At 71.0% G+C, this 24,977-nt stretch carries 24 protein-coding genes; 13 read left to right on the top strand and 11 right to left on the bottom strand.

Features of this window, described 5'->3' with window-relative positions:
• Nucleotides 1-98: 98 nt before the first annotated feature.
• Nucleotides 99-1,250: a hypothetical protein gene (locus Q1A87_RS01030; RefSeq protein WP_299646148.1), complete on the bottom strand. Its 1,152-nt coding sequence runs from the start codon at nt 1,248-1,250 to the stop codon at nt 99-101.
• 161 nt (nt 1,251-1,411) lie between these two features.
• On the opposite strand from Q1A87_RS01030, the gene Q1A87_RS01025 reads away from it, so the two are divergent.
• The 6 genes from Q1A87_RS01025 (at nt 1,412) to Q1A87_RS01000 (ending at nt 8,367) form a co-directional block, all read left to right on the top strand.
• Nucleotides 1,412-2,062 carry a thiamine pyrophosphokinase gene (locus tag Q1A87_RS01025; RefSeq protein WP_299646146.1) on the top strand — a complete coding sequence of 217 codons (651 nt, stop codon included), beginning with the start codon at nt 1,412-1,414 and terminating at the stop codon, nt 2,060-2,062.
• A 27-nt stretch (nt 2,063-2,089) separates the two neighbouring features.
• Nucleotides 2,090-2,869, top strand: coding sequence for a ribose-5-phosphate isomerase RpiA (rpiA, locus tag Q1A87_RS01020; RefSeq protein WP_299646145.1), 780 nt, complete (start codon nt 2,090-2,092; stop codon nt 2,867-2,869).
• Between the two features lie 44 nt (nt 2,870-2,913).
• Nucleotides 2,914-4,272, top strand: a complete 1,359-nt coding sequence (gene gorA, locus Q1A87_RS01015; RefSeq protein WP_299646143.1) for a glutathione-disulfide reductase — start codon at nt 2,914-2,916, stop codon at nt 4,270-4,272.
• Between the two features lie 117 nt (nt 4,273-4,389).
• Entirely contained in the window at nt 4,390-5,553 is a 1,164-nt protein-coding gene (gene hflK, locus Q1A87_RS01010) for an FtsH protease activity modulator HflK (protein ID WP_299646141.1), read from the top strand.
• The gene (locus tag Q1A87_RS01005; protein WP_299646139.1) at nt 5,550-6,668 is read left to right on the top strand and encodes a protease modulator HflC; all 1,119 of its coding nucleotides are present in this window, start codon (nt 5,550-5,552) and stop codon (nt 6,666-6,668) included. The genes hflK and Q1A87_RS01005 overlap by 4 nt, the downstream gene beginning before the upstream one ends.
• A gap of 169 nt (nt 6,669-6,837) precedes the next feature.
• Nucleotides 6,838-8,367 (top strand): Do family serine endopeptidase, encoded by a 1,530-nt coding sequence (locus Q1A87_RS01000; RefSeq protein ID WP_299646137.1) that lies wholly within the window; start codon nt 6,838-6,840, stop codon nt 8,365-8,367.
• Between the two features lie 53 nt (nt 8,368-8,420).
• Here the strand turns inward: Q1A87_RS01000 and Q1A87_RS00995 are convergent, their stop codons facing one another.
• Nucleotides 8,421-9,155, bottom strand: coding sequence for a heparan-alpha-glucosaminide N-acetyltransferase (locus tag Q1A87_RS00995; protein ID WP_299646135.1), 735 nt, complete (start codon nt 9,153-9,155; stop codon nt 8,421-8,423).
• Between the two features lie 330 nt (nt 9,156-9,485).
• On the opposite strand from Q1A87_RS00995, the gene Q1A87_RS00990 reads away from it, so the two are divergent.
• The gene (locus Q1A87_RS00990; protein WP_299646133.1) at nt 9,486-9,809 is read left to right on the top strand and encodes a 2Fe-2S iron-sulfur cluster-binding protein; all 324 of its coding nucleotides are present in this window, start codon (nt 9,486-9,488) and stop codon (nt 9,807-9,809) included.
• Between the two features lie 4 nt (nt 9,810-9,813).
• Here the strand turns inward: Q1A87_RS00990 and Q1A87_RS00985 are convergent, their stop codons facing one another.
• Both Q1A87_RS00985 and purD read right to left on the bottom strand, forming a co-directional pair.
• A complete protein-coding gene (locus Q1A87_RS00985; protein ID WP_299646131.1) occupies nt 9,814-10,197 on the bottom strand; it encodes a DoxX family protein in 384 nt (127 codons plus the stop codon).
• Complete coding sequence (purD, locus tag Q1A87_RS00980) at nt 10,194-11,450, bottom strand: phosphoribosylamine--glycine ligase (protein ID WP_299646129.1); 1,257 nt, start codon at nt 11,448-11,450, stop codon at nt 10,194-10,196. Before purD ends, Q1A87_RS00985 begins: the two co-directional genes overlap by 4 nt.
• 92 nt (nt 11,451-11,542) lie before the next feature.
• Here purD and xseA point away from each other — a divergent pair, with 92 nt between their 5' ends.
• Entirely contained in the window at nt 11,543-13,099 is a 1,557-nt protein-coding gene (gene xseA, locus Q1A87_RS00975; RefSeq protein ID WP_299646127.1) for an exodeoxyribonuclease VII large subunit, read from the top strand.
• Nucleotides 13,100-13,231: 132 nt separating this feature from the next.
• Here xseA and Q1A87_RS00970 read toward each other — a convergent pair whose 3' ends face one another.
• The gene (locus Q1A87_RS00970) at nt 13,232-13,642 is read right to left on the bottom strand and encodes a hypothetical protein (protein WP_299646125.1); all 411 of its coding nucleotides are present in this window, start codon (nt 13,640-13,642) and stop codon (nt 13,232-13,234) included.
• A 670-nt stretch (nt 13,643-14,312) separates the two neighbouring features.
• On the opposite strand from Q1A87_RS00970, the gene ftsY reads away from it, so the two are divergent.
• Nucleotides 14,313-15,491, top strand: coding sequence for a signal recognition particle-docking protein FtsY (gene ftsY / locus Q1A87_RS00965; protein ID WP_299646123.1), 1,179 nt, complete (start codon nt 14,313-14,315; stop codon nt 15,489-15,491).
• A 135-nt stretch (nt 15,492-15,626) separates the two neighbouring features.
• Here ftsY and Q1A87_RS00960 read toward each other — a convergent pair whose 3' ends face one another.
• Nucleotides 15,627-15,965, bottom strand: coding sequence for a hypothetical protein (locus Q1A87_RS00960; protein ID WP_299646121.1), 339 nt, complete (start codon nt 15,963-15,965; stop codon nt 15,627-15,629).
• Between the two features lie 350 nt (nt 15,966-16,315).
• Between Q1A87_RS00960 and Q1A87_RS00955 the strand changes: the two genes are divergently transcribed.
• The 3 genes from Q1A87_RS00955 to Q1A87_RS00945 all read left to right on the top strand — a co-directional run bounded on the left by Q1A87_RS00955 (nt 16,316) and on the right by Q1A87_RS00945 (nt 19,183).
• Nucleotides 16,316-17,419 carry a transposase family protein gene (locus Q1A87_RS00955; protein WP_299646119.1) on the top strand — a complete coding sequence of 368 codons (1,104 nt, stop codon included), beginning with the start codon at nt 16,316-16,318 and terminating at the stop codon, nt 17,417-17,419.
• Between the two features lie 75 nt (nt 17,420-17,494).
• The gene (locus Q1A87_RS00950) at nt 17,495-18,388 is read left to right on the top strand and encodes an EamA family transporter (protein ID WP_299646117.1); all 894 of its coding nucleotides are present in this window, start codon (nt 17,495-17,497) and stop codon (nt 18,386-18,388) included.
• A gap of 186 nt (nt 18,389-18,574) precedes the next feature.
• A complete protein-coding gene (locus Q1A87_RS00945; protein WP_299646115.1) occupies nt 18,575-19,183 on the top strand; it encodes an inner membrane-spanning protein YciB in 609 nt (202 codons plus the stop codon).
• 119 nt (nt 19,184-19,302) lie between these two features.
• On the opposite strand, the gene Q1A87_RS00940 is transcribed toward Q1A87_RS00945, so the two are convergent.
• Nucleotides 19,303-20,829, bottom strand: a complete 1,527-nt coding sequence (locus tag Q1A87_RS00940) for a pseudouridine synthase (protein ID WP_299646113.1) — start codon at nt 20,827-20,829, stop codon at nt 19,303-19,305.
• Nucleotides 20,830-20,906: 77 nt separating this feature from the next.
• Between Q1A87_RS00940 and Q1A87_RS00935 the strand changes: the two genes are divergently transcribed.
• A complete protein-coding gene (locus Q1A87_RS00935) occupies nt 20,907-21,350 on the top strand; it encodes a nucleoside deaminase (protein ID WP_299646111.1) in 444 nt (147 codons plus the stop codon).
• Here Q1A87_RS00935 and Q1A87_RS00930 read toward each other — a convergent pair.
• From Q1A87_RS00930 to Q1A87_RS00915, 4 genes are all read right to left on the bottom strand, one after another.
• Complete coding sequence (locus Q1A87_RS00930) at nt 21,337-22,317, bottom strand: P1 family peptidase (protein ID WP_299646109.1); 981 nt, start codon at nt 22,315-22,317, stop codon at nt 21,337-21,339. The two genes, Q1A87_RS00935 and Q1A87_RS00930, sit on opposite strands and share 14 nt — an antisense overlap.
• 10 nt (nt 22,318-22,327) lie before the next feature.
• Nucleotides 22,328-22,651 carry a hypothetical protein gene (locus tag Q1A87_RS00925; RefSeq protein ID WP_299646108.1) on the bottom strand — a complete coding sequence of 108 codons (324 nt, stop codon included), beginning with the start codon at nt 22,649-22,651 and terminating at the stop codon, nt 22,328-22,330.
• A gap of 2 nt (nt 22,652-22,653) precedes the next feature.
• Nucleotides 22,654-23,394 carry an SDR family oxidoreductase gene (locus Q1A87_RS00920; RefSeq protein WP_299646106.1) on the bottom strand — a complete coding sequence of 247 codons (741 nt, stop codon included), beginning with the start codon at nt 23,392-23,394 and terminating at the stop codon, nt 22,654-22,656.
• Between the two features lie 142 nt (nt 23,395-23,536).
• The gene (locus Q1A87_RS00915) at nt 23,537-24,973 is read right to left on the bottom strand and encodes an aldehyde dehydrogenase family protein (RefSeq protein WP_299646517.1); all 1,437 of its coding nucleotides are present in this window, start codon (nt 24,971-24,973) and stop codon (nt 23,537-23,539) included.
• Nucleotides 24,974-24,977: the final 4 nt, after the last annotated feature.

Raw genomic sequence — 24,977 nt, 5'->3', positions numbered from 1 at the left:
CTTGAAGCCGGATTGCCTCGGTTTGTCGGATGGAAGCTGCCCGACTCCACTGCGGGGCGGAAAACAGACTCCGTGCCTTCGATCCGTGGCCTGCTGCGCTAGCCCTCGCCACGGCCCCCCGCATCGGCCAGCGCGTAGAGGCCGCGGGCGACCTTGACGATACGACCCTCGCGCAGGAGCGCCCCGAAGGCGCGCAGGCCCTCCTCCCGACCGATCTCCCCGAAGGCCTCGGCCGCGATGTGCAGAACCCGCGGCCGCGAGAAACGGTCCTGTCCGAGCGTCCCGGTCGCGAAGATCGCGGCGGCGGCGAGGATCTCGGGCAGGCTCGCCGCGCCGGTCTCGAGCGCGAAGCTCTCGAAGTCGGGCGGCTCGGCCGTGTCCGCCTGCTCCGCCTCGATCCGCTGCCCGGAGGCGAGGACGAGCGGGCTGCTCCCCTCCGCGTCGTCCGGACGCGGCCGCATGTTGGAGGCGAGGTCGGCGCGGTAGGCGCCGGTCGCGTCGTCCGGCGTCCCCGGCGGCGCGGTGTCGGCCCGGCGGGCGGCGACGGCGGCCTTCATGTGCGAGATGCTGGCGTGCCGGCGGCTGGCATCGCCCTCGGTCAGGCGGCTGTCGGTGGCGGCGAAAAGGCGCTCGGGCTCCGGGTCGCCGAGCTCCGCCTTTCCCGTCCGCGGCGGTTCGGGCGGCGCCCCCGGTGAATCCGCAGCCGGGTCGGGCGGGGCGCCGACCTCGATCGTGTCGTCCGGCGTCGCCTGCGTCTCGTCGGCCTGCCAGAAATGCCAGGCGCCCTCGTCCCAGATCTCCTCCTCCCAGGCATGGTCCCCGGCCTCCAGCGGACCGTAGGGCACGTCCGTCATGGGCTCCGGCCCGGGCCCGTCCGGCCCGTCCGGCCCGTCGCGCGGCGCCGGATCGGCTGAAGGTTCCGGCTCGTCTTCCTCGGATTCCTCCGGCGCGGTCTCCGGCCGCTCCGCTGTGGTATCCTGCGGGTCGGATGCCGGCGCGTCCGGGGGCGCCGTGGGTCGCGCCGCGCCTTCGGGTTCCGTAACGTCGTCCGAGCCGCGCCGGTCGTCCTCCCCGTGCCGCGTCTCCGCGTCCGGCACGGTCGGGGCGGCGCCGAAATGGCGATCCTGCGCGGCGAGGTCGCGGAACTGCATGGCGATCTGCGACAACGCGGCGACCGGATCGTCGAAGCCCTCCAGCGTACAGGAGAAGGTTCCGTAGGACACGGTGAGCTTCTTCGACGGCGGGGACATCTTCTCGGCCACTTCCTTCCCGGCGGGGAATCTGCGTTTCTTCCCTTTGGACATGACCAGAGGAATTCAGTCAAATGGCGTCCGTATCAGGGCCATTTGGCGATGGCGAGGGCCAGATTTTGACACGTTCCACCGCCGGATCGGCCGGCGAGACGCCCCCGATGACGACCCTGGTTGGCGGGGCGCCGGTCGGGGCCGCGACGCTCCGCGCGGCCCTTGCCCGTGCCCCGCGCCTGATCGCGGTGGACGGGGGCGCGGACGCGGTGCAGGGCGCGGGTCTGGTGCCCGAGGCGGTGATCGGCGACCTCGACTCGATCTCGCCCGCGGCCCGCGCCGCCTTCGCCGATCGCCTGCATCCCGTCGCCGAGCAGGACAGCACCGATTTCGCCAAGGCGCGGCGGACGTTCCCGGGGCCGGCCATCGCCGTCGGTTTCATCGGGGCACGGGTCGACCATTTCCTCGCCTGCCTGAGCGAACTGGCGCGGGGCGGGGCCCCCTGTATCCTGCTGGGCGAGGAGGATTGCGTCTGCATCGCGGCAGCCGACATGGCGCTCGACCTCGCCCCCGGCACCCGCGTCTCGCTCTGGCCGCTGGGACCGGCGGAGGGACGCAGCACCGGGCTCGAATGGCCGATCGACGGGATCGCGATGTCGCCCGCGGGCCGGGTCGGCACGTCGAACCGCGCCACGGGACGCGTCACGCTATCGTTGTCGGGCGCGCCGACGGCGCTGATTTTGCCGGCGGACGCGCTCGACGCGATGCTGGCGGCACGGCAAATGGGGCCTCGCCGCCCCGGACCCCCGTCGCTATAACCCCGCCCGACAGACAAGGAGCCGCGCATGCCAGCCGATCTCGACCCGTCCGACAAGGCCAAGGCCGTCGCCGCCCGGCGCGCGCTGGACTACGTGCAGGACGGCATGCGGATCGGCCTCGGCACCGGGTCCACGGCCAACTTCATGGTCCGCGGGCTGGGCGAGATGATCCGCCGCGACGGGCTGCGCGTGACCGGCGTGCCGACCTCGGACCGCACCGCGAAGCTGGCGGCGGAATGCGGCATCCCGCTCGCCACGCTGGACGAGCTGCGCTGGCTCGACCTCACCATCGACGGGGCCGACGAGTTCGACGGCGACCTGAACCTCATCAAGGGCGGCGGCGGCGCGCTTTTGCAGGAAAAGATCGTGGCCACCGCCTCGGACATGATGGTCGTCATCACGGACCCCGCCAAGAAGGTGGAGCATCTGGGCGCCTTCCCGCTTCCGGTCGAGGTGATCCCCTTCGGCTGGCAGACGACGAAGGGCCTGATAGAGGAGAGCCTGGTCGGCGCCGACGTGACCAGCCGCACGGTGACGTTGCGCCAGGGCGGGGAGGCGCCGTTCCGCACCGACGAGGGCAACCTGATCCTCGACCTGCATCTGCGGCGGATCGACAACCCGAACCAGCTCGCCCTCGCGCTCAACCAGATCCCCGGCGTGGTCGAGAACGGCCTGTTCCTCGACATCTGCGACGTCGTCGTGATCGGCGCGGCCGACGGCGCGGTCGAGCTGCACGACAGCCTTGCCGGGACGGTCACGCAGGAACGGGTCGACCTCGCGCGCGAGGAGAACATCTTCCGCGACTAGCGCCGCCCCGCCTGTCCCGAACCCGATCCGCGAAAGGACCGCACATGGATTTCGACTACGACCTCTTCGTCATCGGCGGCGGCTCCGGCGGGGTCCGGGCCGCGCGGCTGACGGCGCAGGACGGCTACCGGGTCGGGCTGGCCGAATCCAGCCGGATGGGCGGGACCTGCGTCATCCGGGGCTGCGTGCCCAAGAAGCTGATGGTCTATGCCAGCGAATATCCCGAGGCGATCGCGCTGGCGCGGGAATACGGCTGGAACGCGGATGCCGGCGACTTCGACTGGATGCGGTTCCGCGACAGGCTGCACGGGGAGCTCGACCGGCTCGAAGGGGTCTACCGCAGGAACCTCGAACGGGCGGGGGTCGAGATCTTCGATCAGCGCGCCACGCTCGACGATCCGCATACGGTGAAGCTCGCCGACGGCACCACGAAGACCGCCAAGCACATCCTCGTCGCCACCGGCGGCCGCCCGTACCGGCCGGAGATGGAGAACGCCGATCTCGGCATCGTCTCGGACGACGTGTTCCACCTCGACGGCGTGCCCGGGAAGATGCTGATCGTCGGCGGCGGCTATATCGGCTGCGAGTTCGCCTGTATCTTCCACGGGCTCGGCGCCGAGGTCGGCATGTTCGTCCGCGGCGCGCAGATCCTGCGCGGCTTCGACGAGGAGGCGCGCGGTCACGTGGCCGACGCCATGCAGCAGCGCGGCATCCGCATTCATACCGGCTGCGCACCGATGCGGATCGACCGGCAGGACGGACGCATCCTCGTCAGGGGGACGAACGGCCACGAGGAGGCGTTCGACTGCCTGCTCTGGGCCACCGGCCGCCGGCCCAACACCGAAGGGCTCGGGCTCGAGGCGCTGGGCGTGGAGATCGACCGCAAGGGGACGGTCTGCGTCGACGAATACGGCCAGACCGCCGTACCGTCGATCTTCGCGCTGGGCGACGCGATCGGGCGGATGGAGCTGACCCCGGTGGCGATCCGCGAGGCGGTGGCGTTCCACAGGACCGTGTTCGCGGGCGAGAAGACCGCGATGGACTACGACCTCATCGCCACGGCCACCTTCACCCAGCCCGAGATGGGCAGCGTCGGCCTGACCGAGGAGGAAGCCGAGGAGGCCGAGCCGACGCTGGTCTACGCCACCGCCTTCAGGCCGATGCAGCATGCCTTCGCCGGCGGCCAGGAGCGGGTGCTCTTCAAGCTCCTCGTGAGCAAGGCCACGGACCGCATCCTCGGCGCCCATATCGTCGGGCCGCAGGCCGGCGAGATGATCCAGCTCGTCGCCGTCGCGCTCAAGATGGGGGCGACCAAGGCCGACTTCGACCGGACCTGCGCGGTGCACCCGACGATGGCCGAGGAACTGGTCACGATGCGCGAGCCGGTTCGCACATTGTCTTGAGGTTCCGCGGCCGGTTCGCACACTTTCTTGAATCGGGGTAGCCAAGGCCCGATCTAGCGTGGAGAAACGGCGCGGACGTGCGACGCGCATAATGATGATCTGAGAGGGACGATCCTGATGGCAGGTAGCGGAGGCCCCTGGGGCGGTGGCGGCAATTCGGACGGTGGCGGCAACCGGCCGCCGGAACGTCCGAACGGCGGGCGGAGGCCACCGAGCCGCGGGCCGCAGGGCGTGCCCGAGATGGACCAGATCCTCAAAAAGGGTCAGGATCAGCTCCGCGTCCTGATGGGCGGGCGCGGCAACGGCTCGCGCGGACCCGGCGGGCCGGGCGGCGGGCTGCCGATCAACCGGGCGACCATCGGCGTCGGTCTCGCGATCCTCGTGCTGATCTGGCTGGTCCTGTCGGTCTACCGCGTCCAGCCCGACCAGCGCTCGGTCGAGCTCTTCCTTGGCGAGTTCTCGGGCATCGGCGAGCCGGGCCTGAACTTCGCGCCATGGCCCGTCGTGACGAAAGAAGTCCTCTCGGTCACCGCCGAGCGTACGGTCGCCATCGGCGAGAACCGCGGCAACCGGGCCGAGCAGGGCCTGATGCTCACGGGCGACGAGAACATCGTCGACATCGACTTCGAGGTGGTCTGGGAGATCAGCGATCCGGCCGAGTACCTCTTCAACCTGCGCGACCCCGAGCAGACGATCCGCGCGGTGAGCGAATCCGCCATGCGCGAGATCGTGGCGCAGTCGCAGCTTGCCCCGATCCTGAACCGCGACCGCGGCATCATCGCCGACCGCCTGCGCGAGCTCATCCAGTCGACGCTCGACAGCTACAATTCCGGGGTCCAGATTCAGCGGGTCAACTTCAACCGCGCCGATCCGCCGGAGCAGGTGATCGACTCCTTCCGCGAGGTGCAGGCTGCCGAGCAGCAGCGCGAGCGGCTGCAATCGGAAGCCGACCGCTACGCCAACCAGGTGCTGGCCGGCGCGCGCGGCGAGGCGGCGCAGCTTTTGGAGGAGGCGGAGGGCTACCGTGCCCGCGTCGTCAACGAGGCCGAGGGTGAGGCGAGCCGCTTCTCCGCCGTGCTCGACGAATATGCCCAGGCACCCGAAGTGACCCGAAAGCGCCTCTATCTCGAGACGATGGAGCAGGTGCTGGGCGACGTGGACAAGATCATCGTCGATAGCGGCGTCACCGGCGGCGCCGGCGGGGGACAGGGTGTCGTGCCCTATCTGCCACTCAACGAATTGCGGGGTGGTCGCACCACCCAAGGAGGACCGACCCAATGAACCGCTCTATCTGGCTTCTCCCCGTCGCGGCCGTGATCCTCGTGGTGATCTTCTCGTCGGTCTATGTAGTCGACGAGCGGCAGAAGGCGCTGGTCCTGCAATTCGGCCGCGTGGTCGACGTGAAGACCGAGCCGGGCCTGTCGTTCAAGATCCCGCTCATCCAGGACATCGCCTATTACGACGACCGCATCCTGTCGCGGGACTTCCCGCCGATCGAGGTCACGCCGAGCGACGACCGCCGCCTCGTCGTGGACGCCTTCGCGCGCTACCGCATCTCCGACCTGCGCCAGTTCCGGGAGGCGAACCCCGCCGCCGGGATCGAGCAGGCGGAATCGCGGCTCGACGGCATCATCAGCTCGCAGCTGCGGGCGGTGCTGGGCTCGGTCTCCTCCGACGAGATCCTGTCGGAGGACCGGGCCACCCTTATGCAGGAGATCGCCGAGAACGTGCGCTCGCGCGCTTCCAATCTCGGCCTGCAGGTCATCGACGTGCGGCTCAAGCGCACCGACCTGCCGTCGCAGAACCTCGAAGCGACCTTCGCGCGGATGCGGGCGGAACGCGAGCGCGAGGCCGCCGACGAGATCGCCCGCGGCGAGGAGGCGGCGCAGCGCATCCGCGCGCAGGCCGACCGGACCGTGATCGAGCTGACCTCGGAGGCCACGCGCGAGGCCGAGATCGCCCGCGGCGAAGCCGATGCCCGTCGCAACTCGGTCTTCGCGACTGCGTTCTCGGCGGACCCGGAATTCTTCGAGTTCTACCGCTCGCTGACCGCCTATACGCGTGCCCTGCAGGGCAGCAACTCGACGCTCGTCCTGTCGCCGGATTCGGAGTTTTTCGACTACCTGAAGACCGATCGCCGACCGGGCGCGCGGACCGGGACGCCGACCGCGCAGGTCGAGCCCGCCAACCCGCCGGGCAACGCGGCCGAGGGCGACGACGCGGATCTCTCGCCCGAGGCGATCACCGACGACACGCCGCCGTCGGACGAGACGCAGTCGCAGGACGACACGGGGACGGAAGCGGAGACGCCCGCCGCCGACATCGCCGCGCCGGACCCCGAAGGGCAGGTCGAGGCGGAGCTGGAGACCGATGTTGAGATCGTGCCCGCGGATTGACCGCAGGCGCCGAACGACCGGCGAAACCAGGACGACGGAACGGGCGCGCGAGCGCCCGTTTGCGTTCGCCCATACGCTCCCGCGTCCGTCGACCGGCCCACCGGACAGCGTGGAACCGTCACACCCATGTGAAGCTTCGTGCGTTGAACCCGGCCGGTGTGATATGAACATGACGAGCACCGAACTGGCGGCCCTTCGCGCCGCGCTCTGGTATCTCAGGAGGATCATCTTGACGACCGACATCACCTCTCCGCGGCCCGTCGGCGACGCGTTCCGCGCCCTGCAGGCCGCCGCACTCGGCGTCGCGCTCACGGTCGCGGCCCCGCTGGCCGCCGCCGCGCAGACGCAGCCCGACACCTTCGCCGACCTCGTGGATCAGGTTTCCGATTCCGTGGTCAACATCACCACGAACACGACCATCGCCTCGGCCGAGCGCGGCCCCAATTCGGGTAATCCGCTCGAGGATTTCTTCGAGGAGTTCCGCAACCAGCGCCCCGACGGTCCGACGCCCCCCGTCCCGCCGCAATCGCGCCGCGGCAGTGCGCTCGGCTCCGGCTTCGTGATCTCCGAGGATGGCTACATCGTCACCAACAACCACGTGATCGAGAATGCCGACGAGATCACAATCGAGTTCTACTCGGGCGAGGAGCTCGACGCCGAGCTGATCGGCACCGATCCGAACACCGACATCGCGCTCCTCAAGGTCGACGCGCCGGAAGCGATGGAGTTCGTGCCCTTCGGCGACAGCGACGCGATGCGCACCGGCGACTGGGTCATGGCGATGGGCAACCCGCTGGGCCAGGGCTTCTCGGTCTCCGCCGGCATCGTCTCCGCCCGCGAGCGGGAGCTTCAGGGCGCCTACGACGACTACATCCAGACCGACGCGGCCATCAACCGGGGCAACTCGGGCGGCCCGCTTTTTAACCTCGACGGCGAGGTCATCGGGGTGAACACCGCGATCCTGTCGCCCACCGGCGGCTCCATCGGGATCGGCTTCGCGATGTCCTCGAACGTCGTGACCAACGTCGTCGACCAGTTGCGGGAATACGGCGAGACCCGCCGCGGCTGGCTCGGCGTGCGCATCCAGGACGTGGATGACGAACTGGCCGACGCGCTCGGGCTCGAGAAGGCGCGCGGCGCGCTCGTCACCGACGTGCCGGAGGGCCCGGCCCGGGAAGCCGGCATCGAGGCGCGCGACGTGATCGTGTCCTTCGACGGCACCGAGATCGACTCGACCCGCCAGCTCGTCCGCACGGTCGGCAACGCCCCGGTCGACAAGGCCGTCCGCGTGACCGTGTTCCGTGACGGCGAGACGCAGACGCTGCTGGTGACGCTGGGTCGTCGCGAGGAGGCCGAGCGGGCCGTGCCGGCTTCGATGAATTCGGAGGATCCGGCGGAGACGACGACGCTGGGCCTGACCGTCTCGACGCTGACCGACGAGGTGCGTTCCGAGCTCGGGCTGGACGATGAGGCCGCCGGCCTGGTCGTGACCGATGTCGACCCCGACAGTGCCGCCTACGAGAAGGGGATCGCCGCGGGCGACCTGATCGAGCAGGCCGGGCAGGTCGACGTGACGAGCGTCAGCGAGTTCGAGGACCGGATCGAGGAAGCGCGCGACGCCGGGCAGAAGACCTTCCTTCTTCTGGTTCGTCGCGGTGAGGATGCCCGCTTCGTCGCCATCCCGCTCGACGGCGAGTGATCCGCGTCTCCTGACGCGACGACGTATCGACGGGCGCCCACGGGCGCCCGTTCTCACATGCGCTGCCAGAGCCAGGCGCCGGCGAGGATGGCCCCCACCAGCGCCGGCTGGTGGACGAGATAGACCGGCAGCGCGTGCCGCCCCGGCCAGGCCAGTGCCCGCGCCAGCCGCCCCGGCCGCGCCGGCCCCCAGCGGAACAGCGCGATCCCGCCCGCCTGCCCGAAGGCAAGCCCGGCGAGGAACGGCGCCAACCACGGCACCATCGGTTCGTAATCCATCATCGGCGGCACTTCAGTCCCGAGCCCGGTCCAGAGCCAGAGGAGCCCGTCGAAGGCCGGCCCGCGCAACGTAGGCAGACCCCATAGGACGAGCGCGGCCGCCGATGCGGTCCCCCAGGCCGGCGCGCGCAGGAAGGGCAGGGCCAGCACGCTCGACAACGCGATCGAGTGCAGGATGCCGAACCGCACCCAGGCTCCCGGCACGGCGATCCACGTGACCAGCGAGATCGCCGCCGCCGCGCCCGCCACCTGCGCCAGCCGGACGAGGTAGGGGCGCCGGCGGAACCCGCGCCCATGCGCCAGCCAGAGCGACAGCCCGGCGAGGAAGATGAAGGTCGAGGCGATGGTCCGCGCCGAAAGATCCCAGAGCCCGCCGAAGGTCGTCCCCGGCGGCACCAGACCCAGCACCTCGAAGTCGCGGCCGAAATGGAACGCCGCCATCGCCACGATCGCCAACGTGCGCAGCCAGTCCACCGCGATCAGGCGGCCGGTCTCGGATGACGTGCTCACGCCGCGCCTCCATCGTCGGCATGGCGGATCGCGGCCGCCGGGATAGACGCTGTCAAAACCATTCTGACGTCCTTCTCCCGCGCGTGACGTCGCAGCGCCCCGACTCGTTCGACCGCGGCCGACGTGAAACGCCGGCCCGGCCGGCCGCGAGCCACGGGGTCGGTGGAAGGGAGGAACGTCGGGTCATTGCACCTGTGTCAGGAGAGACGGCACGGAGCCGTCCCCGTCTTCCTAGCCGAGCGGCCGGGGCCGAGAAACCGCGCGCATCCGCTCTGTTGCACGCCGGCCACCCGGAAGCTAACCCGGGCCCAGACCGGCCCAGGAGTTCCCATGCCCAAGATCACCTATATCGAGCACGGCGGCAAAGAGCACGTCGTGGACGTTCCCGTCGGCCTCACCGTGATGGAGGGTGCCCGCGACAACGGCATTCCCGGCATCGAGGCCGATTGCGGCGGCGCCTGCGCCTGCTCCACCTGCCACGTCTATGTCGCCAAGGAGTGGGTCGAGAAGTTGCCCCCCGTCGACCCGATGGAGCAGGACATGCTGGACTTCGCCTACGAGCCCGACCCGGACCGTTCCCGCCTGACCTGCCAGCTCAAGGTGAGCGAGGCGCTGGACGGGCTGGTCGTGCAGATGCCCGAGAAGCAGATCTGACGCCTTACCGCCGGCGGCCCGTCGCGTCCCATGCCACGGCCAGCGCGAGGCAGCCGCCGGCGATCGCCCAGTTCTTGACGAAGATCGTCATTTGCCACGGATCGTCGGGCCGGAAGTGGAACAGGCTGGTGAAGGCGCAATAGGCCGCCAGCGACAGCGCGACCGGCGTGACGAAGCGCCCGAGGACGAGGCAGAGCGCCGCCGTCGCGTCGTAGGCGAGCGCCGCCCAGACGAGCCATTCGGGCAGGCCTTTATCCCCGAGCAGGCCCTCCACCGGGGCGGGGTCGAGCGCCTTCTGCGCCGCTCCGCTCGCGAACAGCGCGGCGATCAGCAGCCGCGCGATCAGCAGCGCCGGCGCGTGCCAGCGGGCGCGGCGGCGGCGGCTCACAGCGCGCGCCAGCCGATGTCCCGGCGGTAGAACCCGTCCGCCCAGTCGATCCGGTCCACCGCACGATAGGCCCGGTCCCGCGCCGTTCGCAGGTTCTCGCCCCGCGCGGTCGCGCCCAGCACCCGGCCGCCCGCCGCGACGAGCCGCCCGTCCTGCATCGCCGTCCCGGCATGGAACACGGTCGTCCCGTCGTCGGCCGCCACCGCGTCGAGCCCGCCGATCGCGCCGCCCCTGGCATAGGGGCCGGGATAGCCCTGCGCCGCCATCACGACGCAGAGCGCGTGGTCTTCGGCCCAGCGGACGCGCGCCTCGCCCAGCCGCCCTTCCGCGCAAGCGAGCATCAGGTCGAGCGCCTGCCCGCCCAGCCGCATCATCAAGCACTGGCATTCTGGATCGCCGAAGCGGACGTTGTATTCCACGAGGCTCGGCCGGCCCTCCGCAATCATCAGCCCGACGAAGAGGACGCCCTGCATCGGCGTGCCGCGCCGCGCCATCTCGGCCATGGTCGGCCGCACGATCTCGTCCAGCGCGCACCGCTCCACCTCGGCATCCATCACCGGGGCGGGGGAATAGGCGCCCATGCCGCCGGTGTTCGGCCCCGTATCGCCGTCACCCACGCGCTTGTGGTCCTGCGCCGTGCCGATGGGCAGCACGTCCGCGCCATCGACGAGGCAGAAGAACGACGCCTCCTCGCCCGTCAGGAACGCCTCGATCACCACCTCCGGCGTCCCGTGCGCGCCGTCGAAGATGTCGGCGAGCGCCGCCTCCGCCGTCTCTCGTGTTTCGGCCACGGTGACGCCCTTGCCGGCGGCGAGCCCGTCGGCCTTCACCACGACCGGCAGGGGATGGTCGGCAAGGTAGGCCCGCGCCGCGTCGAAATCGTCGAACCGCGCATAGGCCGCGGTCGGCGCACCCACGGCGGCGCAGATTTCCTTGGTGAAGGCCTTCGACGCCTCGAGCCGCGCCGCCGCGACCGAGGGCCCGAGCACCGTAAGTCCGGCCTGGCGCAGCGCGTCTGCCACCCCGGCGACCAGCGGCGCCTCCGGTCCGACGATCACGAAGTCGATGCTCTCCTCGCAGGCCCAGTCCGCCACCGCCGCGCCGTCGAGGATGTCGAGCGCCGCGCATTCCGCGATCTCCGCGATGCCCCCATTGCCCGGCGCCACGACCAGCCGGTCGCATTTCGGGTTCTGCAGCACCGCCCAGGCCAGCGCGTGCTCGCGCCCGCCGGAGCCGAGTATGAGGATGTTCATGGGCCGCCTCCTGTCGTCTCGGGCGCGGTTTAGGGGGCGGGGCGGGGCCGGACAAGACTGGCCCGGCACGGGGCCACGCGGTAGGAGGGCGCATGGACGATCTGATCGACGAATTCGGGCCGCAGCCCGGACGCAACGAAACCGAGTACACCGTCTCCGAGATCTCGGGCGCGGTGAAGCGGACGCTGGAGGACGCGTTCGGGCGCATCCGCGTGCGCGGCGAGATCGGGCGCATCTTCCGCGCCCGCTCGGGCCATCTCTACTACGACATCAAGGACGACCGGAACGTGCTGGCCTGCACGACGTGGAAGGGCCAGATCGCGCAGCTCTCCGTCGCGCCCGAGGAGGGGATGGAGGTGATCGTCACCGGCCGCCTCTCGGGTTTCGGGGCGCAGTCGAAGTACAACCTCAACGTCGATGCGATGGAAGTGGCGGGCGCCGGCGCGCTGATGGCGATGCTGGAGAAGCGGCGCGTGGCGCTGGCGGCGGAGGGGCTGTTCGACGCGTCGCGCAAGCGCGATCTTCCGCGACTGCCGAACGTGATTGGCGTCGTGACCTCGCCGCAGGGGGCGGTCATCCGCGACATCCTGCACCGCCTGCGGGAGCGGTTTCCGCGCCACGTCCTGATCTGGCCGGTCGCGGTGCAGGGTCGCGCCTCGGCGCCGGAAGTGGCGGCGGCGATCCGCGGCTTCAACGCGCTCGCCCCCGGCGGGCTGATCCCGCGGCCGGACCTGCTGATCGTCGCGCGGGGCGGCGGCTCGATCGAGGATCTGTGGGGCTTCAACGAGGAGGTCGTCGTCCGTGCGGCGGCCGAAAGCGCGATCCCGCTGATCTCCGCCGTGGGCCACGAGACCGACACGACGCTGATCGACCACGCCGCCGACCGCCGTGCGCCGACACCGACGGCCGCGGCCGAGATCGCGGTGCCGGTCCGGCTCGACCTCCTGGCGGCGGTGGCCGATCTGGGGGCGCGGCAGGCGCGCTGCGCCCGCGCGGGGGTCGAGTCGCGGCGGCAACGGTGGCGCGACCTCTCCCGCGCGCTGCCGCGGCGCGAGGCACTGCTTTCGGGGGCGCGGCAGCGGTTGGACCTTGCCTCCGACCGCCTGCCGACGGCGCTACGGGGCCGCACGGCGCGGGCACGGGTTGCGCTGTCCCGGCTGGAGGGACGGATCACGCCCGGCGCGCTCGCGGCACGCACGGCGACCGAGCGGCGGCGGCTGGAACAGCTCGGCGCCCGTCTCGACGCCGCCCTGCCGCGGGCGCGGACACGGGCGGCGCAGGATCTGGCGCGGCAGGCCGCCCGCCTCTCGCCCGAACCGCTCCGCCGCCGTCTCGTGGCCGAGGGCTGCCGGGTGGACAACGCCGCCATCCGACTGGACCCGCTCGTCCGCGCGATCGCGGCGCGGGCCGAGGAGCGGCTGGCCGGGCTCGAACGGCTGCGTCTGTCGCTGGGCTACGAGCGCACGCTGGAGCGGGGCTTCGCGGTCGTCCGGGCCGGATCGTCCATCGTGACCGATGCCGCCGCAGCGCGGCAGGCCGGGCAGATCCAGATCCAGTTCGCGGGCGACGACAGGATCGAAGCCGTCACCGGCACCGCCCCGCGCGGGAAGGCAAAGCCCAAGCCACCCGACCAAGGCTCGCTGTTCTGAGGTCGTTGCGTCCGGAATATCCGTGGGCGAGCGGGCGTCCCGGAAACGCTCGCCAAGCGTTTCGCCCGTGAACGTCCGATGCCCCGTTGTCGAAGGCCCGAGGGCAAAGCCCTTCCGGCCCGTGCGGCGCGTTCAGACCCCGAGATCGGGCAGCGGGCAATCGAGCGGGTCGGTGCCGATTTCCCGCGTCACAAGGTCGGAGGCCGCCGGATCGTCGGACAACCGCGCGCGGAACGTCCCGTCGCCGCCTTCGAGGAAGGACCAGCATTGCGGGTCCGGGCTCGAATCGTAGACGAAACAGATCTCGCCCGTGCGGTTCTCGAACCAGATGCCGCGCTGGCACTGGCCGTTCTCGAAGGCCCAGATCACGCGCTTGTCCTCGAAATACTGTTCCGCCCCGAAGGCCGACCCGTCGCGGTCGAAATGCAGCGTCTTGCCGGTGACCATCTGCGAGAACTCGTCGGCGGAGACGACCCGCTGGGCCAGTGCGGGCGTGGCGGCCGCGCAGAGGAGGGTGAGGCAGAGGGCGGGGATCGGGCGCATGACGGGTTTCCTTCCGGGGCCGAGTCTTTCCGGTTCCATCCGGACTGTCCATCCCGAACGCCGCGACATGGTAACCGGCCCGGCCACGCCCGGGCCGTGTCCGCCCGGCGTGGCGGCGTCGAGCGCGTTCCGTTTACGATCGAGGCATTACCGCGAGGGGGTCGCCGCGCGGGGTGGAGACCGATCCCGAAGTTCATGGCATGGAACACGCGCTGGACAATCGACGGCCCGATCCCCGCTCCGGATCACCGGTGGGGCCGGTGTCCGGATGGGGAAGGGGTGGGGTCTTTGCGTGTCCCGCCGCCTGACCCCGAGGGAGAAAGGTCGGCAGCGGGAGCACTGCACGGAGCAAACCTTGGCGCACGGGCCTGGGTCCACTTCGCCTAATTTGAGCCCCAATGGTTAACAAGTCCCTAACATCTCTACCATCGACTGGTTTATTCTCGGTAAACGCGGAAATCATTGAGATAAGCAGCGTACGCCGGGGGGGCTGTTAACCGGTCGTTCGCGATCGTGGCCGCCGAATCGGTCGCTTCCGAATCGAGAATCGCGATCTTGGGCGCCGCCGGTGTCGCATACCAACGTCGAACGCGGGCCGCCCGCAACGCCCTGTCGCCCGGCCTTTCGCCGCGCGGCCGGGCATATTAGGTGAAGAGCGAAAGGGGGCGGCATGTCGTTCTTCAGCAAGCTCAAGGACCGTCTCACGCGGTCGTCGTCCAAGCTCGAGCAGGGTCTCGACGCCATCGTCGAGGAGGGGGCCGCGGAGGACGCGCCCGATCCCGGCGCGGCGGCCGAGGTCGAGGACGCGCGCGCACCCGGTCCCGCGCCCGCCGAGCCCGCGCCCGCGCCGCGGCCGGTCCCCGTCGCGCCGCCGCTCGACATCGCACCGATCCCGTCTCCCGGCGCGCCGGTTCCGCCGGCAACGTCCCGACCGGAGGCCGAGCCTGCCCCCGAGGCGCCGGCCCGTCGCGGCCTGCTCGACCGCCTCATGGGCCGCGCCGCGCCCGCCGCGCCGCGCCGCGTGCTCGACGACGAGATGCTGGAGCAGCTCGAGGAGCTGCTGATCGCCGCCGACATGGGCGTCGACACGGCGATGCGCGTGACCGCGAACCTGGCCGAGGGGCGGATGGGCCGGCGGCTTTCGACCGAGGAGATCAAGCGGCTTCTGGCGACCGAGATCGCGCGGATCATGGAGCCGGTGGCGACGCCCATGCCGCTCTTCCCGAAGCGGCCGCAGGTGGTGCTCGTCGTGGGCGTCAACGGGTCCGGCAAGACCACGACGATCGGCAAACTCGCCTCCCAGTTCCGCGCGGCCGGCAAATCCGTCGTCATCGCCGCGGGCGATACGTTCCGCGCCGCCGCCGTGGAACAGCTGCAGGTCTGGGGCGACCGCGCCGGTGTGCCGGTGATGACCGCGCCCGAGGGCTCCGACCCCGCCTCGCTCGCCTTCGACGCGATGGGCCGGGCCGAGGCGGAGGGGGCGGACCTGCTGCTGATCGACACGGCGGGTCGGTTGCAGAACCGCGCCGACCTGATGGAGGAGCTCTCCAAGATCGTTCGCGTGATCCGCAAGAAGGACGACAGCGCGCCACACAACACGCTGCTCGTGCTCGATGCGACCACCGGGCAGAACGCGCTGATGCAGGTGGAGGTCTTCCAGAAGCTCGCGCAGGTTTCGGGCCTCGTGATGACCAAGCTCGACGGGACGGCGAAGGGCGGGGTGCTCGTCGCGCTCGCCGACCGGTTCGGCCTGCCGATCCACGCGATCGGGGTGGGCGAGCAGATCGACGACCTCGACGCCTTCGACCCCGAGGAGTTCGCCGCCGCGCTGGTCGGTCTCGACGCCTGACCGGCGGCGGGGTCAGGGCCGCGCGTTCCGTTCAACCCGGCGGCGCGCCCTTTCGTATTCGTTTCCTGTTGAGGCGCTGACCTTTAACCCTGCTCCTCCGCGCGGCGGGCGTTTTTCGGCGAAGCGACGCTCGATTCAGCCGCCCGAGGCGAAGATGATTCCGGCCGCGAGGAGCGCCATGCCGGCGGTCACCCCCTCGATCAGTCGCAATGGATCTGCGTTGACCTCCGTCTGCCGGTCGAAGTCGAAGCGCGTGGGGTCTTGGCAGATGATGCTGAAGAGACAGGCGCATTGTCTCGCATGAAACGTTACCCGACGCTGCCGTTGCCGCACCCTGATCGCTACGCACGATCTGAGTGGGTCGGTGGGGTGCGGAACGATGGCGGGGAGGCTCAGCATGGCGGCACGGGCGGAGGTGACGGCGACGATCAGGGACCGATACGCAGAGAGCGGACGTGTGGCGAAGGGCGTCATCCTCGACGAGTTCGTGGCGCTGACCGGGCTGCACCGCAAGCACGCGATCCGGCTCCTCGGGTCGGGAGATGCCGAGAAGCGTCCGCGGGGCAAGCCGAAGGCGCGCTATAATCAGGAGGTGAAAGAAGCCCCCGCACTGCTTTGGGAAGCGTCGGATCGGGTCTGCTCCAAGCGTCTGAAGCCAATGATCCCGGTTTTGTTGCCGGCACTGGAGCGGCATGGGCAGCTCGCGCCCGATGCGGACCTGCGAGCCGCGCTGCTCGCGATCAGCCCGGCGACGATCGATTGCGGCCGCACAGGGAAGGCGCAAGCGGGCCGGCTTCAGCTCGGCGGTGCGTCGGTCAGTGCCGGTGCGGACGTTCGCCGACTGGGGCGACCCGGAGCCAGGTTTCCTCGAGGTCGACTTCGTCGCGCATTCAGGGGTCAGCACGGCAGGTGCCTTCGTGCAGACGCTGGTGCTGACCGACATCGCCACGGGCTGGACCGAATGCGTGCCGGTGGTGTTTCGGTCAGGGGCGCTCGTGCTGGAAGCGCTTCGGGCGGCACAAACGCTGTTTCCCTTCCCTCTGAAAGGTGTCGACTTCGACAACGACGGGGCCTTCATGAACGAGCCAGTCGTCGCCTGGTGCCGGGCGCAGAAGTTAGAGGTGACGCGCTCGCGGGCCTACCGAAAGAACGATCAGGCCTGGGTAGAGCAAAAGAACGGGGCCATCGTCCGCCGCATCGTCGGCTACGGCAGGTTCGAGGGCATGGCAGCCGCTGCGGCGCTGGCAAAGCTCTACGCGGCGGTGCGTTTGCAGACCAACCTGTTCCAGCCCTCCTTCAAGCTGCGCAAGAAGGTTCGCGTCGGTGCGAAGGTTACGAAGTACTGGCATCCGCCGGTCCCTCCGGCCGGGCGGGCATTGGCCTCGGGGCGGGTAGATGCTGCAAGCATCGCGCGCATCGTCGATCTGCTAAATCGCGCCGATCCGGTGGTCGCCCTGGCAGCGATCCGCGCGGCGCAGGCTGATCTGGGCAAGCGGGTCGATCGGAGGGGGATCGCACCGTCGGCGTATGAGTCGCCTGTTCTGGTTGATCTCGCAGCCGCCATCGCCGATGCGACGCGGAACGGCGAACGCCGGGAGATCCATCGCAGGCCCTATCATCGGGTGAAACCGGTTCCGAAGCGCCCATCAATGCTCGAGCCTCATCGCCTTGAGATCGAGGCATGGCTCGACGCTCAACCTGCGATGACCGCGGTCGATGTTCTGGCCCGGCTCAAGGACCGCCATCCTGACCGGTTCAACGCCTCCCACCTGCGCACCATGCAGCGGCTGGTGAAGGCGTGGCGGGCCGATCAGGCCGCGAGGATCGTCCGTCACGGAATGGAAGCCCTGACGCCGCTGCCGATCGCAGGCATGGTCCTGCCGCTGGCCCGAAATCCAGTTACCGCGCTTGGTAACATCTCAGGGTGAGGCAACAGGCGGCCTCTTGCCCCGGCCGGCCGGGACGTAGACAGGAGGCGCGACCGGAAAGACGCGGACGGGGTGATGCGCGACTGGATCTACGCCATCGAGGGCACGCCGGCCGGCCATGACGTGGCGCTCGTCCTCGCGCTGGCGGCGGCGTTCCTGCACGCGCTGTTCGGCGCGCTCCAGAAGGGCGGGACCTACGACCCCTGGACCTCGCGCACCGTGATGGACGTGGCGATCTTCAGCCTGGCGGCGCCGGTCGCGTTGTTCCTCGTGCCCTGGCCGCCGGCGGAGCTGTGGTGGGTGCTCGCCGGGATGATCGCGATCCAGACGACCTACAAGCTCCTGCAGGGGGCGACCTACGAACGGGGTGCCTACACGGTGGTCTACCCGGTCGTGCGCGGGACCGGGCCGCTCTTTACCGTGCTGGGCGCCGGCCTCATCTTCGGAGAGCACTTCACCGCGATCCAGTGGGCGGGCGTGGGCCTTCTGCTGGTGGGGCTCTTCGGGCTTTCGGCCTACAACATGACCCATGTCACGGTCGAGCGCGCGACGCTGGTGCCGGCGCTCGGGCTCGCCGTGGTGACGGGCCTGATGGTGGCGGTCTACACGACGTGGAACGCGTACGGCATCCGGGCGATGGCCGATCCGTTCACCTTCCTCGCGTGGTTCTTCATGCTGACGTCCCTGGACTTCCCCCTGACTGCGCTCCTACGTGGCAAATGGCGGCGGCCGGAGGCGCCTCTGGTGCGGCTCGGCGCGCTCGGCGGCGTGGTCGCGCTCGGCTCCTTCGGGTCGATCATGATGGCCACGCGGCTCGACAACGTGGGCGAGGCGGCGATCCTGCGCGAGACCTCCACCGTCTTCGCGGCGCTGCTCGGCTGGTTCCTCCTCGGCGAGGCGGTCGGCCTTCGCCGGCTGGTCCTGATCTCCCTGATCGCCCTCGGGGCCGTGGTGGTGGAATTCGGGTGAAGGCCGCCCGACAGCGCCTTTATCACCTTCAGCCGTCAGCAAGCCGCACGAACGCACCGTTCAGGCGCACCACTCCAGTCGGACCCGACTGCCCCCCGCATCGCGCGCGCGTGAAGCCCGCCGCCGCCGAGGCTGGACCCCGCCGCGCGCATTCCGTATCCCCGCCGCACCCGAAGGAGGCCCGCCATGCCAGACAGACCCGAACGCGCCGTGCCTGGATGGCTGAAGACCGCGCTGGAGCTCGGCCCGGTGGTGCTGTTCTTCCTGGGCTATCTCTACCTCAAGGACGAGAGCTACGCCTTCGGGGGTACGGAATATGAGGGGTTCATCGTCATCACCGCGCTGTTCGTGCCGCTGGTGCTGGCCTCCACGGCGGCGCTCTGGTGGCTCACAGGTCGGTTGAGCCAGATGCAGCTCGTCACCGCGATCCTCGTGACGGTGTTCGGCGGGCTCTCGGTCTGGCTCAACGACGAGCGGTTCTTCAAGATGAAGCCCACGCTGATCTACGCGCTCTTCGCGGCGGTGCTGTTCTTCGGCGTCTGGCGCGGGCGCAGCTATCTGGCGATGGTCCTGTCGGAAGCGCTGCCGCTCGACCATGCGGGCTGGATGATCCTGACGCGTCGGATGGCGTGGTTCTTCGTCGGGCTCGCCGTGACCAACGAGCTGGTCTGGCGCGGGATGTCGACCGAGACCTGGGTGAACTTCAAGACCTTCGGCCTGCCGGTGGCGATGTTCATCTTCTTCTTCGCGCAGGCGCGGCTGATGAAGGCCCACGGGCTCGACGACAAGGGCTGAGGATCACCGGCGACGGGCACGATCTTCGGACTGGATAGGGGCAAGGCTGGCCCCGGCCGCAAGCGGGGGTGACGCCCTCGGGGTAAAGCGAAGCGCGACACGACGGGCCGATCGTCGTGTCAGGACTTCCCGCCGGGCTTGTTCGTGAGCGTCTTGCCGGAGGTCCGCTTGGGCTTGGCGATGCCCCGGCCGCGCTGACCGCCCTTGCGCAGGCTGACCGAACTGTCGGAACGCAGCCGCGCGGTCCGTTCCGCCTTGGTCTCCTTCGGCGCGTCGGTCGCACCGGGGCGGCGATCGGGCTGCGAACCGGACGTGCCGCCGGGCCGGGCCGGACGCTCGCCCGCCCGCTTCGGTCCGCCGGACCGGGCCGGACGGTCGCTTCCGTTCTCGGGACGGTCCGCGTTCGGGCCGCGCGGCCGATCCTGGCGCTTGCGATCCTCGCGCGCGCGTTCCGGCCGGGGCCGGTCCTCGCGCCTCGGGCGATCCCCCGCATCCCGCGTCGCGTCGCCGTCGCGCGGGGGGCGCTTGCCGAAGGGCTTGCCGCGCGGGCGGTCCTTGCCGCCCTCGTCCCGCGGGCCGCGCGGCTTGTCCCCGAACCGCCCGCGGGGCTTGTCGCCGTCGCGTGCGGGGCCGCCGGATCGCGGTTTGCTGCCGGCGCCGTCGTTGCGCGTGACCGGCGGCTTTCCCGTCCGCGGCCGTTCGGGCCGGCCGGCGCGTTCGGACCGGCCCTCGGCATCCGGTTCGGTCCCCTTGCGATGCCCGCCCTTCGGATTGGCGCCGCCCGGCTTGCCGCGTCCGTGATCGACCAGTCGGTCGCCGGAACTGCGGGGCTTGCGCGGCTTGCCGCCCTTGTCATCCTCCGCCATCGCGGCTCCTTTCCGGCCTTCGGCCAGTTCTCCCTCGAACGTGCCCCCGAGCTGCTCGCGCAGGACGCGGGGCTTCACTTCCTCGACCGCGCCGGGTTCGAGATGGCCAAGCTGGAACGGCCCGTAGCTGACCCGGATCAGGCGGTTGACGTAGAGGCCCACTGCCGCCATCGCGCGCCGCACCTCGCGATTGCGCCCCTCGCGCAGCCCGACGGTCAGCCAGGCGTTCGCGCCCTGCTGGCGGTCGAGCGCGACCTGCATCGGCGCAAAGGCCTCGCCGTCGACCTCGATCCCCGCGCGCAGCCGCTCCAGCGCGGTCTCCTCTGCCGTGCCGTTCACGCGCACCCGGTAGCGCCGGAGCCAGCCCGTCGCAGGCAGTTCCAGCTGCCGCTTCAGCGCGCCGTCGTTCGTCAGCAGCAGCAGCCCTTCGGAGTTCAGGTCGAGCCGTCCGACCGACAGCACCCGGCCCAGCTCGGCGGGCAGCGTGTCGAACACCGTCTCACGGCCCTTCTCGTCGCGCTCGGACGTCACGAGGCCCACGGGTTTGTGGTAGAGCCAGAGCCGGGCGCCCTCGGCCTGCGGCAGCGGCGCGTCGTCCACCGTCACGCGGTCGCCGGCGGCGACGTTGTGGGCGACGTTCGACACGGTGCGGCCGTTCACCTTGACGCGCAGCTCCTCGACCATGCGCTCGGCGTCGCGCCGGGAGGCGAGGCCCGCGCGGGCGATCACCTTGGCGATGCGGTCTCCGGGGCGGTCGGTCTGGTGCGGGTCATCGGTCATGATTCGGGACGTAGCGCGCGGGAGGGGCCGGGGGAAGCGGCTTGCGCGGCCGCGCGCGGGGCGGCAGGAGCGGGGCCATGTTCCGGTCCTTCATGCCCCAGGCGCTCGAGGAGGCCCGCGCCGCCGGTGCGCGGGGCGAGGTGCCGGTCGGTGCGGTCGTTACGCGCGGCGCGGATGTGCTGGCCCGCGCGGGCAACCGGACACGGGAGTTGACCGACCCGACGGCCCACGCGGAAATGCTGGCGATCCGCGCCGCCTGCGCCGCGCTCGGGCAGGAGCGGCTCGCGGGCTGCGCGATCTGGGTCACGCTGGAGCCCTGTGCGATGTGCGCGCAGGCCATCGCCCATGCGCGGCTCGCGCGGCTCCATTTCGCCGCGGCGGACCCGAAATCCGGCGGGGTGCTGCACGGCGCGCGCGTCTTCGCGCATCGCCAGACGCATCACGTGCCGGAGGTGCAGGACGGGCTCGCCGCCGAGGAGAGCGCGGCGCTGCTCCGCGCCTTCTTCCTCAGCCGCCGTTGAACCGCGTGCGCCAGGCGGGGAGGGACCCGTCGCCGCCGAGATACACCCCCCGCGCAATGGCACGGGCAAGGCAGGCGGCCGCGGCGTGGCCGAGCCGCAGCGCGTCCCAGACCGGATCGGCAAGGGGATGCGCGCCCGTCGCGGCGGCGAAGACAAGGTCGCCGTCCATCGGCGTGTGGCTTGGCACGATGGCGCGGGCCATGCCGTCATGCGCCGCCACCGCCATCCGCGTCGCCTGCGCCTGCGTGAGTGCGGCGTCGGTGGCGACGATGGCGATGGTGGTGGACTGGCCCGGCGCCCGGTCGCCGTAGGGCTCCCATCCGGGGTCGAGCGTCGCGGGGCCTCGACCACCGAACTCGTCCGCCATCTCGAAAGGCGCGGCGTGAAACCGGCCTTCGTCGTCGCAGACCCGCCCAAGCGCGTTCACCGCGACCAGCGCGCCCACCGTGACGCCGTTCGCCAGCACGCAGGAAGCCGAGCCGAGCCCGCCGGCGAGGTCCATCGTGTTCGCGCCGAACCCCGCACCGGCCGTGCCGAGCGCGAAGTCCTCGCCCGCCGCCTCCAGCGCAGTCCGGCCAAGCGCGCCGTAGGGGTTCGCGATCCAGCCCTTGTCGCCGCCGTTCAGCAGGTCGAACAGGATCGCCCCCGGCACGATCGGCACGCGCTGGTTGCCCACGGCGAAGCCGCGCCCCATGTCGCGGAGCCCGTCCGCCACGCCCGAGGCCGCGTCGAGCCCGAAGGCCGAGCCGCCCGAGAGGACCAGCGCGTCCACCTCCTGCACCAGCCGGTCGGGGGCGAGCAGGTCCGTCTCCCGCGTGCCGGGCGCGCCGCCCATGACATGCACCGCGGCGGTGAACGGCCGCGCGCCCAGCAGGACCGTCGCGCCCGAGCGCAGCCCCTCGTCCGCCGCGTTCCCGACGCGCAATCCCGCCACGTCGGTGATCAGGTTGCGCGGCCCCGGCCTCACGCGCGCACGCTCACGACAAAGCCGCCCGCGTGACATGGCCCGGATGCCGCCCCAGATCGCGCAGCAGCGACGTCTCCGGGAAGGCACCGGTGACGAAGGCGCCGGGCAGGACGAGGATCAGCGCCTCCCCGTCGGCGGCTCGCGCCAGCTCGGACACGAGGTCGTCGTCGAAATAGGCACGCAACCGCTTGTGCAGCGGCCCGGCGATCACCTCCACATGGTCGAGGTCGGGCGACAGCCCCTCCGCCTCCGCCACGTCGAGGAGATGCGCATAGGCCAGCTGCTGCGAGGCAAAGGCCCCGGCGAGGACATGGATATCGGCGGCGATCCGCATGGTTAGATGCAGCGCCCGCCATCCACCTCCATTGCGACGCCGGTGATCATCGACGCCTCGTCGGAGCACAGGAAGCAGGCCGCGTTGCCCAGATCCTGCGGGGTGGAGAAGCGGCCGAGCGGGATCGTGGACAGGAACTTCGCCCGCATCTCCGGCGTGTCCTCGCCCATGAAGCTCGCCAGAAGCGGCGTCTCGCCCGCGACGGGGTTCAGCGCGTTGACGCGGACGCCCTCGGGGGCGAGCTCCACCGCCATCGCCTTCGTCGCCGTGATCATCCAGCCCTTCGAGGCATTGTACCAGTTCAACCGCGGCCGGGGCGAGACGCCCGCCGTCGACGCGACGTTCAGGATCGCGCCCGCCCGCGCCGCCTTCATCACCGGCACGACATGGCGGGCGGAGAGATAGACCGACTTCGCGTTGACGCGCAGGACGCGGTCGAACTCCTCCTCGGTCACGTCCTCCATCGGCTTCGGCATGTGGGTGATGCCCGCGTTGTTGACGAGGATGTCGATCCGGCCCCATTCCTCCATCGCCCGCGCGGTCAGGTCCGCCCAGTCCGCATCCGCCGACACGTCGACCCGGTGGGCCATGCCCAGCACCGCCTGCGCGACCTCCTCGGCACCCTCGGCGTTCAGGTCGGCCACGATCACGCGCGCGCCCTCGGCGGCGAACTTCTCCGCGATGCCGCGGCCGAAGCCCGATGCGGCCCCTGTCACGATCGCTGTCTTGCCTTCGAGCCTCATGGGCCTCTCCCTTCATCTCTTCCGGGAACCGCTAACCTGTCCCGCGCGCGGCCCCAAGAGCCTGTGACGACAACCGGCGAGCGCAATGCCCGGGGGCAGGTCCCGCGGCTCGCACCCGCCCCCATCGCGCGCCGCTCCGGTCCTATCCGTGGTAGGCCGCGACGGTCTTGAGCTGCGAGAACCCGTAGAGCGCCTCGAAACCCTTCTCGCGCCCGTGGCCGGACTTGCCGACGCCGCCGAAGGGCAGCTCGACCCCGCCGCCCGCGCCGTAATTGTTGAGGAAGACCTGCCCTGCGCGCAGATCGCGCGCCATCCGCATCTGCCGGGCGCCGTCGCGCGTCCAGACGCCCGCGACGAGGCCGTAATCGGTGCCGTTGGCGATGGCGCGCGCCTCGGCCTCGTCCGCGAAGGGGATGACGACCTGGACGGGGCCGAAGATCTCCGCCTGCGCGAGCCGGTGGTCGCCCGTCGCGCCGGTCAGCAGCGTCGGCGCGACGTAATGGCCGCCCGTGCCCTCGATCCGCCCCTCGGCGGCGACGGTAAGCCCTTCGGCCTGCGCGAGGAAATCGTCCACGATCGCCTTCTGCCGCGCGGAGATCAGTGGGCCCACCTCGAGATCGTCCATCGCCGCGCCGACGCGGAGCGCGCGGTAGCGTTCGGCCATGCGCGCCACGACCTCGTCGTGGACCTCGCGGTGGACGAGGATGCGGGAGGCGGCGGAGCAGGTCTGGCCCGCGTTCTGGATGCCCGCATTGACGAGGAAGGGCAGGGCCGCGTCGAGATCGGCGTCCTCGAAGACGATCTGGGGCGACTTGCCGCCGAGTTCGAGTGTCACCGGCACGACGTTTTGCGCCGCCGTCGCCTGGATCTTCGCCCCCGTCGCGACCGAGCCGGTGAAGCTGATGTGGTGGATGCCCGGATGGGCGGCGAGCGCGGCGCCCGCCTCCGCGCCCAGCCCCGGCACGACGTTCAGCGCCCCGGGCGGGAGGCCCGCCTCCTCGGCCAGCCGGGCGAAGGCCAGCGCGGTGAGGCACGCCTCCTCGGCGGGCTTCAGGACGCAGGCATTGCCCATGGCGAGCGCCGCGCCGACGGAGCGGCCGATGATCTGCATCGGGTAGTTCCACGGCACGATATGACCCGTCACGCCGTGCGGCTGCCGCAGGGTGTAGACGTTGTAGCCGTCGAGATAGGGGATCGTCGTCCCGTGCACCTTGTCGGCCGCGCCGCCGTAGAACTCGAGATAGCGGGCCAGCGCCACGGCATCGGCGCGCGCCTGCCGGAGCGGCTTGCCCACGTCGAGCGCCTCGAGCACGGCGAGGTCGTCTACCCGCGCCTCGACCAGCCGACCCATCCGCGCGAGGATGCGGCCGCGCTCCAGCGCGGGCATCCGGCCCCATTCGCCGGCCAGCGCCGCGTGGGCGGCGGCCACGGCGGCATCGATCTCGCGGGACTGGCCCCGGGCGATCCGGGCGAGCGGCTCCGTCGTCGAGGGGTTTTCCAGCGTCAGCGTCTCGGAGGCGCGCAGCCAGCGTCCGCCGATCAGCATCTCCTCCGGGTCGAACCAGAGGGGGGTGGGCATGTCC

Origin of the sequence: uncultured Jannaschia sp., from assembly GCF_947494055.1 — a bacterium.
Lineage (GTDB): Bacteria > Pseudomonadota > Alphaproteobacteria > Rhodobacterales > Rhodobacteraceae > Jannaschia.
This window is presented reverse-complemented; position numbering and strand designations above follow the sequence as displayed.

What these genes read in the sequence shown, in the direction of transcription:
- Q1A87_RS01030 (WP_299646148.1), bottom strand. Translation starts at nt 1,250, where the DNA reads ATGTCCCCGCCGTCGAAGAAGCTCACCGTGTCCTACGGAACCTTCTCC.
- Q1A87_RS01025 (WP_299646146.1), top strand. Translation starts at nt 1,412, where the DNA reads ATGACGACCCTGGTTGGCGGGGCGCCGGTCGGGGCCGCGACGCTCCGC.
- rpiA (WP_299646145.1), top strand. Translation starts at nt 2,090, where the DNA reads ATGCCAGCCGATCTCGACCCGTCCGACAAGGCCAAGGCCGTCGCCGCC.
- gorA (WP_299646143.1), top strand. Translation starts at nt 2,914, where the DNA reads ATGGATTTCGACTACGACCTCTTCGTCATCGGCGGCGGCTCCGGCGGG.
- hflK (WP_299646141.1), top strand. Translation starts at nt 4,390, where the DNA reads ATGGCAGGTAGCGGAGGCCCCTGGGGCGGTGGCGGCAATTCGGACGGT.
- Q1A87_RS01005 (WP_299646139.1), top strand. Translation starts at nt 5,550, where the DNA reads ATGAACCGCTCTATCTGGCTTCTCCCCGTCGCGGCCGTGATCCTCGTG.
- Q1A87_RS01000 (WP_299646137.1), top strand. Translation starts at nt 6,838, where the DNA reads ATGACGAGCACCGAACTGGCGGCCCTTCGCGCCGCGCTCTGGTATCTC.
- Q1A87_RS00990 (WP_299646133.1), top strand. Translation starts at nt 9,486, where the DNA reads ATGCCCAAGATCACCTATATCGAGCACGGCGGCAAAGAGCACGTCGTG.
- purD (WP_299646129.1), bottom strand. Translation starts at nt 11,450, where the DNA reads ATGAACATCCTCATACTCGGCTCCGGCGGGCGCGAGCACGCGCTGGCC.
- xseA (WP_299646127.1), top strand. Translation starts at nt 11,543, where the DNA reads ATGGACGATCTGATCGACGAATTCGGGCCGCAGCCCGGACGCAACGAA.
- Q1A87_RS00970 (WP_299646125.1), bottom strand. Translation starts at nt 13,642, where the DNA reads ATGCGCCCGATCCCCGCCCTCTGCCTCACCCTCCTCTGCGCGGCCGCC.
- ftsY (WP_299646123.1), top strand. Translation starts at nt 14,313, where the DNA reads ATGTCGTTCTTCAGCAAGCTCAAGGACCGTCTCACGCGGTCGTCGTCC.
- Q1A87_RS00960 (WP_299646121.1), bottom strand. Translation starts at nt 15,965, where the DNA reads ATGACGCCCTTCGCCACACGTCCGCTCTCTGCGTATCGGTCCCTGATC.
- Q1A87_RS00950 (WP_299646117.1), top strand. Translation starts at nt 17,495, where the DNA reads ATGCGCGACTGGATCTACGCCATCGAGGGCACGCCGGCCGGCCATGAC.
- Q1A87_RS00945 (WP_299646115.1), top strand. Translation starts at nt 18,575, where the DNA reads ATGCCAGACAGACCCGAACGCGCCGTGCCTGGATGGCTGAAGACCGCG.
- Q1A87_RS00940 (WP_299646113.1), bottom strand. Translation starts at nt 20,829, where the DNA reads ATGACCGATGACCCGCACCAGACCGACCGCCCCGGAGACCGCATCGCC.
- Q1A87_RS00935 (WP_299646111.1), top strand. Translation starts at nt 20,907, where the DNA reads ATGTTCCGGTCCTTCATGCCCCAGGCGCTCGAGGAGGCCCGCGCCGCC.
- Q1A87_RS00925 (WP_299646108.1), bottom strand. Translation starts at nt 22,651, where the DNA reads ATGCGGATCGCCGCCGATATCCATGTCCTCGCCGGGGCCTTTGCCTCG.
- Q1A87_RS00920 (WP_299646106.1), bottom strand. Translation starts at nt 23,394, where the DNA reads ATGAGGCTCGAAGGCAAGACAGCGATCGTGACAGGGGCCGCATCGGGC.
- Q1A87_RS00915 (WP_299646517.1), bottom strand. Translation starts at nt 24,973, where the DNA reads ATGCCCACCCCCCTCTGGTTCGACCCGGAGGAGATGCTGATCGGCGGA.